Origin of the sequence: Ideonella margarita (genome assembly GCF_038066635.1) — a bacterium.
In the GTDB taxonomy this organism is placed as follows: Bacteria; Pseudomonadota; Gammaproteobacteria; order Burkholderiales; family Burkholderiaceae_C; genus Ideonella; species Ideonella margarita.
Genome location: NZ_JBBUTI010000001.1, coordinates 307,664 through 319,169, shown reverse-complemented (window position 1 = coordinate 319,169; position 11,506 = coordinate 307,664). Strand labels below are relative to the sequence as shown.

At 65.1% G+C, this 11,506-nt stretch carries 11 protein-coding genes; 1 reads left to right on the top strand and 10 read right to left on the bottom strand.

The genetic code is table 11. The features are described 5' to 3' along the window. Window positions 1–53 precede the first annotated feature (53 nt). The 3 genes from AACH00_RS01510 to AACH00_RS01500 are packed head-to-tail and all read right to left on the bottom strand — an operon-like array spanning window position 54 to window position 2,607. Window positions 54–1,037, bottom strand: a complete 984-nt coding sequence (locus AACH00_RS01510; RefSeq protein WP_341397170.1) for a GDP-L-fucose synthase family protein — start codon at window positions 1,035–1,037, stop codon at window positions 54–56. Next, on the bottom strand, window positions 1,030–2,172 hold the full coding sequence (gene gmd, locus AACH00_RS01505) for a GDP-mannose 4,6-dehydratase (RefSeq protein ID WP_341397169.1): 1,143 nt from the start codon (window positions 2,170–2,172) through the stop codon (window positions 1,030–1,032). Before gmd ends, AACH00_RS01510 begins: the two co-directional genes overlap by 8 nt. A 27-nt stretch (window positions 2,173–2,199) precedes the next feature. After that, a complete protein-coding gene (locus AACH00_RS01500) occupies window positions 2,200–2,607 on the bottom strand; it encodes a MarR family EPS-associated transcriptional regulator (RefSeq protein ID WP_341397168.1) in 408 nt (135 codons plus the stop codon). Between the two features lie 253 nt (window positions 2,608–2,860). Between AACH00_RS01500 and AACH00_RS01495 the strand changes: the two genes are divergently transcribed. Continuing rightward, window positions 2,861–3,772, top strand: coding sequence for an MraY family glycosyltransferase (locus tag AACH00_RS01495; RefSeq protein WP_341397167.1), 912 nt, complete (start codon window positions 2,861–2,863; stop codon window positions 3,770–3,772). On the opposite strand, the gene AACH00_RS01490 is transcribed toward AACH00_RS01495, so the two are convergent. The 7 genes from AACH00_RS01490 to AACH00_RS01460 form a co-directional block, all read right to left on the bottom strand. After that, window positions 3,759–5,633 carry a polysaccharide biosynthesis protein gene (locus AACH00_RS01490; RefSeq protein ID WP_341397166.1) on the bottom strand — a complete coding sequence of 625 codons (1,875 nt, stop codon included), beginning with the start codon at window positions 5,631–5,633 and terminating at the stop codon, window positions 3,759–3,761. The two genes, AACH00_RS01495 and AACH00_RS01490, sit on opposite strands and share 14 nt — an antisense overlap. After that, on the bottom strand, window positions 5,633–6,658 hold the full coding sequence (gene galE, locus AACH00_RS01485; protein ID WP_341397165.1) for a UDP-glucose 4-epimerase GalE: 1,026 nt from the start codon (window positions 6,656–6,658) through the stop codon (window positions 5,633–5,635). The genes AACH00_RS01490 and galE overlap by 1 nt, the downstream gene beginning before the upstream one ends. An 81-nt stretch (window positions 6,659–6,739) precedes the next feature. Then, window positions 6,740–7,333: a sugar transferase gene (locus AACH00_RS01480; RefSeq protein WP_341397164.1), complete on the bottom strand. Its 594-nt coding sequence runs from the start codon at window positions 7,331–7,333 to the stop codon at window positions 6,740–6,742. A gap of 8 nt (window positions 7,334–7,341) precedes the next feature. Further along, entirely contained in the window at window positions 7,342–8,517 is a 1,176-nt protein-coding gene (locus AACH00_RS01475; RefSeq protein WP_341397163.1) for a DegT/DnrJ/EryC1/StrS family aminotransferase, read from the bottom strand. Window positions 8,518–8,587: 70 nt separating this feature from the next. Next, a complete protein-coding gene (locus AACH00_RS01470) occupies window positions 8,588–9,832 on the bottom strand; it encodes a glycosyltransferase family 4 protein (RefSeq protein WP_341397162.1) in 1,245 nt (414 codons plus the stop codon). Continuing rightward, window positions 9,829–10,905: a glycosyltransferase gene (locus AACH00_RS01465; RefSeq protein ID WP_341397161.1), complete on the bottom strand. Its 1,077-nt coding sequence runs from the start codon at window positions 10,903–10,905 to the stop codon at window positions 9,829–9,831. Before AACH00_RS01465 ends, AACH00_RS01470 begins: the two co-directional genes overlap by 4 nt. After that, the gene (locus AACH00_RS01460; RefSeq protein ID WP_341397464.1) at window positions 10,905–11,501 is read right to left on the bottom strand and encodes an acyltransferase; all 597 of its coding nucleotides are present in this window, start codon (window positions 11,499–11,501) and stop codon (window positions 10,905–10,907) included. The genes AACH00_RS01465 and AACH00_RS01460 overlap by 1 nt, the downstream gene beginning before the upstream one ends. Window positions 11,502–11,506 lie beyond the last annotated feature (5 nt).

The following is an 11,506-nucleotide window of genomic DNA, read 5'->3' as shown; positions in this document are numbered from 1 at the left end:
AACCGGCGCTTGCGGAGCGGACCGGCAAGAAAAGGAGTTTGGGCGGTACCGCTTCAGCCCGCAGAAGCGGCAGACGCCGCCCCGGTGCGCAACCCGCCCCTGAGGAAATCCTTGTAGGCCGCGGAGATACCCTCGGCCAACGTGGTGCGGGCCTGCCAGCCCTGAGCGCGCAGTCGACTGACGTCCAGCAGTTTGCGCGGCGTGCCATCGGGCTTGCTGGCGTCGAACACGATGCGTCCCTCGAAGCCGACGATACGCATGACTGTTTCGGCTAGCTCGCGGATGGTCACGTCCTCGCCGGTGCCGATATTGACCAAGGGACCGTCGTAGCCGGCCTCCATCAGATGCACGCAGGCGTCGGCCAGGTCATCCACGTAAAGGAATTCGCGCTGCGGCGTGCCGCTGCCCCAGACAACGTATTCGGCATCGCCACGCAGCCGGGCCTCGTGGGCCTTGCGGATGAGCGCTGGCAGCACATGGCTGTTGGCCAGGTCATAGTTGTCGTTCGGACCGTACAGATTGGTCGGCATCACACTGACGTACTGCCGACCGTGCTGGGCGTTGTAGGCCTCGCACATCTTGATGCCGGCGATCTTGGCCACCGCGTAAGGCTCGTTGGTCGGTTCCAGCGGACCCGTGAGCAGACAGTCTTCCACCAGCGGCTGCGGCGCCAGCTTGGGGTAGATGCAGCTGGAACCCAGGAACATCAGCCGCTGCACCCCGGCGAGGTGGGCGCCGTGGATCAGGTGGTTCTGGATACTGAGGTTCTGGTAAAGGAAGTCAGCACGGTAGGTGTTGTTGGCCTGGATGCCGCCCACCTTGGCCGCCGCGATGAACAGGTACTCGGGCTGGTGACGCTGCAACCACGCGTGGACGGCCGGACCGTCCATCAAGTCGAGTTCGTCCCGCCCGGGAGCCAGCACGCGCGTGTAGCCACCCGCGTGCAGACGGCGCACAAGGGCGCTGCCCACCATGCCGCGGGCTCCCGCGACAAAGATCACGGAGTCACGCGCCGGGGCCTGCCGCGACTCACTCATGGTGGTCAAAGGCCTGGAAGCCTGCCTGCTTGACCAGATGGTCCTTGCGGGCCGTGTTGTAGTCGGCCTCGACCATCTCCCGGACCAGTTCGGGCAGCGTGGTGCGCGGCGTCCAGCCCAGCTTCTCACGTGCCTTGGTAGGGTCTCCCAGCAAGGTCTCGACCTCGGTGGGGCGGTAGTAGCGTGGATCGACGCGCACGATGACTTCACCGACCTTGCACTGCGCCTTGATTACGCCATCGACGGGGTGCACGGCCCGGACGGTGCCGATCTCGGCATCGCCCTCCCCACCGAAGGTCAGCTCGATGCCCAGTTCGCGCGCCGCGAAATCGACGAACTGACGCACGCTGTACTGCACACCGGTGGCGATGACGAAGTCCTCGGCCTGTTCCTGCTGCAACATCAGCCACTGCATCTCGATGTAGTCACGGGCATGACCCCAGTCGCGCAGGGCGCTGAGGTTGCCAAGGTAGAGGCAGTCCTGCATGCCCAGCGCGATACGGCTGATCGCACGGGTGATCTTCCGCGTCACGAAGGTCTCGCCACGCAGCGGGCTCTCGTGGTTGAACAGCACGCCGTTGCAGGCGTACATGCCGTAAGCCTCGCGGTAGTTGACCGTGATCCAGTAGGCGTAGAGCTTGGCGACCGCGTAAGGGCTGCGCGGATAAAAGGGCGTGGTCTCCTTCTGCGGGATCTCCTGCACCAAGCCGTAAAGCTCAGAGGTGCTGGCCTGATAGAAGCGAGTCTTCTTGGTCAGACCAAGAATTCGGATCGCCTCCAGGATGCGCAGCGCCCCGATACCGTCGGCATTGGCGGTGTACTCAGGCTCCTCGAAGGAGACAGCAACGTGGCTCTGGGCAGCCAGGTTGTATATCTCGTCCGGCTGCACCTTCTGGATGATGCGCGTCAAGCTGGTCGAGTCGGTGAGATCGCCGTAATGGAGGATGAAGCGCCGACCATCGACATGCGGATCCTCATACAGGTGATCGATGCGATCCGTGTTGAAGAGACTGGAGCGGCGCTTGATGCCATGCACCTCGTAGCCCTTCTTCAGAAGGAACTCGGCGAGGTAGGCGCCATCCTGTCCGGTAACGCCAGTAATCAGGGCAATCTTGTTCAAATTTTTCACGATCATTTCGCTCACTAGTCTCGTCGACGAGCCTCAAGCCCCACGCTCCGCACACCCTTCTTGGGTAGCGATATCGGCCCGCAACTCCTGTATAAGGCATTGCAGCGCCTCATACTCACTCTCCTTGAGCGCCAAAAAGCGGCGCGCAATCCTTAACTTTTCACTAACCCCAGCAGGTGTCAAAAAGTACGCGTACGCCAGCTTGTTATCGCTGCGCCGGAAGTTGCGCGCCTTGATGAGTCCTCGATCCAACAGGGCATGCAACACATAGTGCGTCTTTCCAAGGCTGAGGCCCAAGGCCTGAGACAATTGCCTCTGCGAAAGCTGGTGCTGGTCAGTGAGGAAGCGCAGCAAAGCCAGCTTGGACGCATCGTCGACACCTCCGTCAGCTCCACTGCCAGACGGAGGCACCGGCACAGGGAGTGGGGTGCGTTCAATCATTGAACAGATGATAGCTTGATCGACAGCCCTCGGGCAGGCAAGCAGCAGAAATATTGGAAGAGCATTGATGTTTTGGATTCTTACAACGTCATTCGTCTTGGCGGCGGTGATTTGCCTCTGTGTAATCCGCTCGTCAAAATCACACGGGCACTGGTCTGCTGACCATGACCTGACGGGGCCACAGAAGATGCATTTGGTGCCTGTGCCCAGAATAGGCGGGATTGGTATATCGGCAGGGCTTTGCGTGGGAGTGATGGTCCTCGCCAAAATCTCGCCAGACACCGCACTTCAGTGCATACAAATCGCCCTTTGCGCAACGCCCGCGTTCGCTTCTGGCATTGTGGAAGACATCACCAAGAATGTTTCGCCGCGCCGACGCCTATTTGCAGCGCTCATATCCGGACTCATGGCGTACTTTATTCTGAATATTCACATTCCAAGCCCGGAAATTGAATTTCTGAAAGGCGACCTGGCAAGCATCCAGACAATCGCAATCGTATTCATCACCATATTCTTTGTGTCCGGCGTCGTGCATGCTGTGAATATTATTGATGGCATGAACGGTCTGGCATCAATGTCGGTGATCGCGGCATCCACCGGAATATTCATCATCGCCAAGGTGAATGGCGACGTACTGGTTGCCGGTTTGGCATTGGCTTGCAGCGGTGCGGTTCTCGGGTTCTTCGTCTGGAATTATCCGCGAGGAATCATATTTCTTGGGGATGGAGGCGCCTATCTGCTGGGCTTCTGGGTCGCATCTCTCGGGCTCTTGCTCATCAACCGAAATCAATCCGTGTCGGTTGTATCGCCGATGCTCCTGATGGCCTACCCGCTCTTCGAGACCCTCTTCACGATGTATCGACGACACTTTCTGCAAGGAAGGAGCATCAGCCGACCCGATGGCATGCATCTGCACACGCTGATCTACCGCAGGAAAATGCGGTGGTCCAGCAAGAATGTCGGCAACCTAGAAACGAACACGGGAAACGCCAGAACCTCTCCCCCGCTTTGGCTGATCAACATGATCGCCGTCGTCCCAGCGATTGTCTGGTGGGACAACACGGCGGCTCTGTTGATTGCTTCCGCCGCTTTCGCAGCAGCCTATCTGCTGCTGTATTGGCGCATCGTGAGCTTCAAGACCCCGTATTGGCTCAGGCACTTTTAAACTCTGGGACGATACCTCGAAGCCTGATTCGCACATCTTGATCATCTAGAGATTCAGAGATATTCGAGGCGAGATCATCGACCCAGGACAAAACATCAGCAACCGAGTCGGAATCACCCAGGCTCGCAAGCAAAAGTCGAGGGAAGTGCGTCGGAATCGTGGTATCCCGATCAGCCAGCAGTTCCTCGTACAGCTTTTCACCGGGACGAAGCCCGGTGAACACAATTGATATTCCGGTCGGCCCCAGGCCGGCCAATTTGATCAACTGGTGCGCCAGATCAACGATCTTCACCGGCTCCCCCATGTCCAGCACCAGCACCTGCCCGCTCTCACCGATGGTGGCTGCTTGGATCACCAGGCGCGCGGCTTCGGGAATGGTCATGAAGTAGCGAATGATGTCGGGGTGGGTGACCGTGATCGGGCCACCCTTGGCGATCTGTTCCTTGAACTTCGGGATGACGCTGCCGCTGGACCCGAGCACATTGCCGAAGCGCACCGCCATGAACCGGGTGCCCGGGTGCTCGGCGGCCATGGCCGAGATCACCATTTCGGCCGCACGTTTGGTGGCACCCATCACATTCGTAGGGTTCACCGCCTTGTCGGTGCTGATGAGCACGAAGCGCTCAACCCCGGTTTCCGCCGCGGCCAGCGCCGCGTGGTACGTGCCCAGCGTGTTGTTGCGCAGCGCGGCCCAGGCGTTGTCTTCTTCCATCAGCGGCACGTGCTTGTAGGCAGCCGCGTGGAAGACCACCTGCGGGCGCTGGCGCCTGAAGATGATGCGCAGCGCGTCGAGGTCCTTGACGTCACCGATGAGCTTGGTCAGGGGCAGCGCGGGGTGGCGCTCGCTCAGTTCCTGCTCGATCGTGTAGAGGTTGAACTCCGACAGCTCGACGATGACCAGCCGCGCCGGGTTGAAGCGCGCCACTTGCCGGCACAGCTCACTGCCGATGCTGCCACCACCACCGGTGATCAGCACCACCTTGCCAGTCAGCGCTTCGCTGATGCCGGCCTCGTCCAGTTGCACCGGCTCACGCCCGAGCAGGTCTTCCGGCTCGATGTCGCGCACTCGGGTCACGCCCGCATTGCCTTCACGCAGCTCGTCAGCGGAGGGAACGGTCAGCACGGGCAAGCCGGTTTCGCCAGCCAACTCCACCGCACGGCGACGACGCGCCGCGCTGACGGAGGGCAGCGCAATGATCAGGTGCGTGGCATCGCCCAGAACGCCCTTGTCGCGCACGGCGTCCAGGGGCCCGAGCACCGGCACGCCGGCGATCCGGGCACCGTGCTTGGCAGTGTCGTCGTCCAGCAAGCCCACCACCAGCCAACCTTGCTGGTGAATGCCCGCCACCAGGCGGCGGGCCGCCTCACCTGCCCCCATCACGACCGCGCGGCGGATATCGGCATCGCTCCCAGCCGCCCGGGCGCGGGCATGTTCGTGCAGCATGCGATAGCCGATGCGCACCACGCACACCGCCATCAAGGCGACAAAAGGGTGCAGCGCCAGCACCGCACGCGGCACGCCATACAACTGCAGGCCCATCACGCCAGCGGCACACACCAGGCCAGCACCGAAGCAGGCCAGCGTCAGGCGCCGCACCTCGCCAAAGCCGGAAAAGCGCCACAGGCTTTGCGGCAGCTTCAGCAAGGCGAAAGCGCTCAGGTAGACAGCCACCACGCCCAACAACACCCATGCGTCGTACGGCGGACGCTCATGCAACCAGCGCTCGAAGCCGAGGCGGAACAGATACGTCGCCTGCCACGCCAGCACGATGGCGAGCGCGTCGACGGCCGACGCCGCCCACGGGCGGTAGCGCCGCGCCAGGGTCAGCGCTCGCTGCACCAGCGCTTCGAGTGAGCGCATCACGCCGCAGGCTGCCCGAACCCGTTCGGGTTCTGCTGCTGCCAGCGCCAGCTGTCCGCGCACATCTGATCAAGCCCGCGCGTGGCCACCCAGCCCAGCTTGGCCTTGGCGGTGGCGGGGTCGGCGTAGCAGGCGGCCACATCGCCCGGGCGACGCGGCACCAGGTCATAAGGCACCGGGCGGCCGCTGGCGCGCTCGTAGGCCGCCACCACGTCCAGCACGCTGTAGCCCTGGCCCGTGCCCAGATTCACGGTGAAGCTGGGTTCGCCACGCAGCAGCGCAGTCAACGCAGCCACGTGCCCATCGGCCAGGTCCACCACATGGATGTAGTCGCGCACGCCGGTGCCGTCGGCGGTGTCGTAGTCGCTGCCAAACACCTGCAGACGAGCGCGGCGGCCCACGGCCACCTGCGCCACGTAGGGCATCAGGTTGTTCGGGATGCCGCTCGGGTCTTCGCCGATCTGGCCACTCTCATGAGCGCCAACCGGGTTGAAATAACGCAGGCAAGCGATCTGCCATTCAGCATCAGAAGCGGCGAGTGCCTCCAGCATCTGCTCACCCATCAGCTTGGTGGCGCCATACGGGTTGGTGGTGCTGGTGCGGGCATCTTCGCGGATCGGCAGCACGTCGGGCTGGCCGTACACCGTGGCCGACGAGCTGAAGACGATGCGCTTGACGCCATGCCGGCGCATGGCCTGGCAGGTGTTCAGCAGGCCGCCGAGGTTGTTCTGGAAATACTCCAGCGGCTTGGCAGTGGATTCGCCCACGGCCTTGAACGCGGCGAAGTGCACCACGGCGTCGATGCGGCGCGCGGCGAACAGTGCATCCATCGCCACCGGGTCACACACATTGAGTTGAACGAAGTCGGGCTGCTGGCCCGACAGGGCTTCGAGCCGCTTCAGCACTTCTGGCGAGCTGTTCGAAAAGTCGTCCACCCCCACCACCTGGAAACCAGCCGCCAACAGCGAAAGCCAGGTGTGCGAGCCGATGTAGCCAGTCGCGCCGGTCAGAAGTACGGTTGCCAAGGTGTGTTCCCTGAAGGTGGTTGGATCGAGAGATTTTAAGTGGGGCGCAGCGGTTGGATGGCCGCATGCCACCCCCTGAATTCAGCCGCGCAACAAGACGCGAACTGTGCGCAGCAGCACACCCACATCGCGCAGCAGCGAGGCCTGCGCCGCATAGTGCGCCGCAGCGGCCAGCTTGGCCGGCAGGATGACCTCGACATACTCGCGCTCGGGGTCGGCGGCAGCCGCCAGTTGCTCGCCCTCGTTGCGGAAGGCCAGCGAGGCGGGGTCGGTGATGCCGGGGCGCACGCTCAGCACCACGGCCCGCAGGTCGGCCGGGTACAGCGCCACGTAGCGCGGCACTTCCGGGCGCGGGCCCACCAGGCTCATGCTGCCCACCAGCACGTCGATCAGCTGCGGCAACTCATCCAGCCGGCGGGCACGCAGCCAATGGCCAACGCGGGTGATGCGCTGGTCGTCGCCCACGGTCAACTGGCCGGCGCGCTCGGCATCCACCCGCATCGTGCGGAACTTGTGGATGCGGAACAAGCGCCCGCCCCGGCCCACGCGCTCTTGCCTGAAGAACACCGGCCCCGGGCTGTCGAGCTTGATGGCCAGTGCCAGGCACATCCCGGGCACCGCCAGCACCAGCAGCCCCAGCAAGGCCACCAGCACATCAAAGGCACGTTTGGCCATCAGCGGTGTCAGGCGCGGCCGAGTGCGCGCCGCGCCGCCGCGGCCACGCGCAGCACGTCGTCGCGGCCCATGCGGGTGTAAAGCGGCAGGCTCACCATGCGCTCGAACGCATGCTGGCTGTGCGGGAAGTCTTCGGCGCGCAGGCCGTAGGTCTCGCGCCAATAGGGGTGCAGGTGCAGCGGGATGTAGTGCACGCTGCAGCCGATGCCTTCGGCGTACAGCGCCTCGATGAAGGCGTCACGCGAGATGGGCGCGTCATCGCTCAGGCGCACCACATACAGGTGCCACGAATGCAGATCACCCGCAGCCGGCTCGGGTGGCAGCACCAGCGGCAGGCCAGCCAGCGCCTCGGCGTAATCGGCCGCCAGCGCCACACGCTTGGCCTGGAAGCCACGCGCACGACCGAGTTGATGCAGACCCAGCGCCGCGGCAATGTCGGTCAGGTTGTACTTGAAGCCGGGCGCGACGATTTCATAAAACCAGCTCGGCACCTTGGCAGTGAAGCGGTCAAACGCGTCGCGGTTGATGCCGTGCAGGCGCATCACGCGGGCCCGATCGGCAATCGCCGGATCACGCGTCACCAGCATGCCGCCTTCACCGGTGGTGATGGTCTTGTTGGCGTAGAAGCTGAACACGGTCACGTCGCTGCCCAGCGTGCCAATGAGCTGGCCATGGTGGGTGGTGGGCAGCGCGTGCGCAGCGTCTTCCACCACTTTCAAGCCGTGCTGGCGGGCCAGGGCCAGCAGCGCGGTCATGTCGGCAGCCAGGCCGGCGTAGTGCACCGGGATGACGCACTTGGTGCGCGGCGTGATGGCCGCGGCCACGGCCGCCACGTCGATGTTCAGGGTGCGCGGGTCGATGTCGACCAGTTTGACGTCGGCCCCAAGGTAGCGCACCACCTCCGCCGTTGCGGTGAACGTGTGGGTGGTGGTGATGACCTCATCGCCCGGGCCGATGCCCAGGGCTTCCAGGGCCAGGTGCAGGCCGGCCGTGGCCGAGTTGACGGCGATGCTCTGCAGCGACGGGTCACCCAGGAATTCTGTGAAGGCCTGCTCGAAGCGGCGCGCCTTCGGGCCGGTGGTCACCCAGCCTGACCGCAGCGTGTCGACCACTTCATTGATCTCTTCCTCACCGATCTCGGGCAGGGCGAAGGGCAGAAATGGCAGGTCGGCAGCAGCGGTCATGGTTCAGGAAATATCGGTTCAGCGCGCAGGTGGCGCGGCACAAGGCAGATTGTCCACCGGAACGCCGCCCTCAGGGCGAGGTGCCAGGCCCTGCACCCGCCGCGCGGCAGGCCTGCAGAAAGCGCTCGGCCAGCACGGGGTAGGTGTGCTCAGCCAGCACAAAGGCGCGGCCCCGCTCACCCATCGCGCGGCGCTCGTCGGGCGAGGCTTGCAGCAGCGTGTTCAGGCCGCTCACCACGGCCTCGGCGCTTTCGGGCGGCACGGTCACGCCACAGCCCGCTTCGGCCACCGGGTCGTTGCCCGCCTCCACCGCATGCAGCACCGGGCAGCCCGCCATCAGGTAGTCCATCAGCTTGTTGGGCGCAATGCCGAAGCGGTAGATGGGCACGCGCTGCCAGCCGATGTAGGCCAGGTCGATCGCCGCGAGGAACGACGGGATCTGCGCCTTCGGAATCGGGCCGAGCCAATGCACGTTCGCGAGCTGCTCGTCAGCGATGCGTTGCACCAGCCGGGCGCGCTCATGGCCGTCACCCACCATCACCACGCTCACCGGGGCGCTCCGCATGCTGGCGGCGGCGTCGAGCAGCGTGTCCAGCGCGTTCGGCAAGCCCATCGAGCCGGCATAGCCCAGCACGGTGTGGCCGGCTTGCCGGGCCTGGGCGATGGCCTGCGCCACCTCGGGCTTCAGCGGCTCGGGTTGCTGCTGCCAGTCGTCGGGCGAAATGCCGTTGGGCACGATGGTCAGCTTGCGCAGGTCCAGCCCGCGCGAGGCCATGTGCGCATGCACCTTGGGCAGCATCGAGATCACCACATCGGCGCAGCGGTAGGCGGTTTTTTCAGCCCAGCCGCACAGCAACGCAAACGGGTGCCAGGGCGACATGCCCGAGAGCTCAATGGGCGACAGCGGCCACAGGTCATGCACCTCGAACACCAGCGTGGCGCCAGCCAGCCGAGCCAGGCGGCGCGCCACCCAGATGTCCATCGGGTAGGTGCTGGAAGCGATCACCACATCGGGCTTGTGCGCCGCCACCAGCGCCGGGGCTTGCTGCCAGACCTGCTTCAGGAATGCCGCGATGTTCTTCACCCGGCCGAGGCCATTGCCTTGGTAGGCAGGCGTCTTGAACCACCGGTAGTCAATGCCGTCGACCACCTCGCTGGAAGCCGTGGGCTGGCGGCTGCGCACATGCGAAAAATCAGCGCCCACCATGGTCACTTTGTGGCCGGCGCGCACCCATTCACGGGCCAGGTAGTAGGGCCGGTATTCCATGCCCAGTGCGGGCGAGCCGGCGTAGTGGTTCAGGTAGAGGATGTTCATGAAGCGCGCTGCCCGCCCAGCTGCTCCAGGCGTTCCACATACGTCGCCACGCTGCGCGGGAACAGGGCATGCTCGCCCACCCAGTCGTGCAGTTGGCGGCTCACCGCATCGGCCCGGCTGGCCAGTGGCGCCAGGCGCTGCCGACCTGGCAATTCGCCATCGGCCAGGATGATGCCGTTCTCGCCGTCGACCACCAGCTCCCGGTTGGCGGGCAGATCAGACAGCACGGGCATCGCGCCATGGGCCATGGCTTCAAGCACCGACACCGACACCGAATCGCTCGTTGGCAAGCTCAGGTACCAGCGGGCTCGGCCATACCAGCCGGCCTGCGTTTCAGCGTCCAGCCGGCCCGTGAAGGCAACTCGGCCGAGCAGGTCCGGCTGCGCGGCGCGGGCTTCCAGGGCGGCGCGTTCGCTGCCGTCGTGTGCCACCACCAGCCGTGCTTCGGGCCAGCCCTGGCTGAGGGCCGCAAACACCTCCAGCACCCGACCGGGCGCGTACAGACGCTCCAGGCCACGATTGGCAAAAAACAGGTGTTCATCGCGCGTGGCCGGCAGTTCAGGCAGGGCTTCCAGCCCGAACGGAAAGGTCATCACCTCGCCCGCCCCCAGGGCCAACATGCGGCCCGTCATGTGGCGGGAATCGCTGGTGCACAGCGTGCAGGCGCGCAGCACACGGCTGGTGAGCCAGCGCAGCACGCGGCTGCGCTCAGGCGCCACCAGCACGTCCGAGCCCCAGGCCGAGCCAGCGATGCGGGCCCGCACACCACCCCAACGCACGGCGAGCCAGGCCAGCGTGCCATGCGACGTGAGGTAGTGCGGCGCCAGCCAGTCCGGCTGCACCTGCCGCAGCCAGCGCACCAGCGTCGGCAGGGCCTTCAGCAAGCCGGCGTTGCCGCCTTCAAAACGGGGGTTCGTGCCCAGCGCCAATCGCCGCTCGGGCGGCAGCACGGCATCAAAGCCCGGCAAAAAGCCGCGGCTGGACACCGCCCACAACTCCACCCGGGGCGCCAGCGCGCGCGCCCATTTCAGCAGGTGCGGGCTGTCGCCATCGCCGATCAGCACCAGGCGCATCACAGCGGCCCGCCGGTGCCCGCCCAGGCTTCATACAGAGGGCGCAGCTCGGGGTGGCGCACCAGCAGCGCTTCGTCAGCGCGCCGGCTGTCGCCCACCACGCGGGCGGGCTGGCCTTCGAGGATCACGAAATCCGGGTACTCGCCGCGCACGAAGCTGCCAGCACACACCAGCGTGCCCTTGCCCAGCCGGGTATTGGCCTCGATCAGGCTGTGCGGGCCGATGAAGCTGTACGCGCCGATCTCCACCGGACCGCTGATCCAGCCCGGCCGCGTGCCCACCATGCCGGTCGGCCAGTTGGCGAAGGCGTCGCCGAGCAGGCGCTGCGAGCGGTGCGACGAGTGCGTGACGATGCTGCAATGGCTGGTCACCTGCACGCCCTCGCCGAGGGTGATGCCACCGCTGGCCTCGATGAAGTTGAACGGGCCGATGAAAACGTGATCGCCCAGCTCCAGCCGGTCTTCATGCTCGATGCAGGCCGACGGCGAGATGCGCGTGTGCGGCAGCAATCGCCCCTGGCTGCGCTCGCCGAACAGCACGCGGTGATGCAGCGCGCGCACCCAACGGCGGCGCCAGCGGTTGATGAGGGCTCGCAAGGCGG

Bases quoted from the DNA above. Each gene is read 5' to 3' on its own strand.
- AACH00_RS01510 (WP_341397170.1), bottom strand. From the start codon at position 1,037: ATGAGTGAGTCGCGGCAGGCCCCGGCGCGTGACTCCGTGATCTTTGTC.
- gmd (WP_341397169.1), bottom strand. From the start codon at position 2,172: ATGATCGTGAAAAATTTGAACAAGATTGCCCTGATTACTGGCGTTACC.
- AACH00_RS01500 (WP_341397168.1), bottom strand. From the start codon at position 2,607: ATGATTGAACGCACCCCACTCCCTGTGCCGGTGCCTCCGTCTGGCAGT.
- AACH00_RS01495 (WP_341397167.1), top strand. From the start codon at position 2,861: ATGGTCCTCGCCAAAATCTCGCCAGACACCGCACTTCAGTGCATACAA.
- AACH00_RS01490 (WP_341397166.1), bottom strand. From the start codon at position 5,633: ATGCGCTCACTCGAAGCGCTGGTGCAGCGAGCGCTGACCCTGGCGCGG.
- AACH00_RS01480 (WP_341397164.1), bottom strand. From the start codon at position 7,333: ATGGCCAAACGTGCCTTTGATGTGCTGGTGGCCTTGCTGGGGCTGCTG.
- AACH00_RS01475 (WP_341397163.1), bottom strand. From the start codon at position 8,517: ATGACCGCTGCTGCCGACCTGCCATTTCTGCCCTTCGCCCTGCCCGAG.
- AACH00_RS01470 (WP_341397162.1), bottom strand. From the start codon at position 9,832: ATGAACATCCTCTACCTGAACCACTACGCCGGCTCGCCCGCACTGGGC.
- AACH00_RS01465 (WP_341397161.1), bottom strand. From the start codon at position 10,905: ATGCGCCTGGTGCTGATCGGCGATGGCGACAGCCCGCACCTGCTGAAA.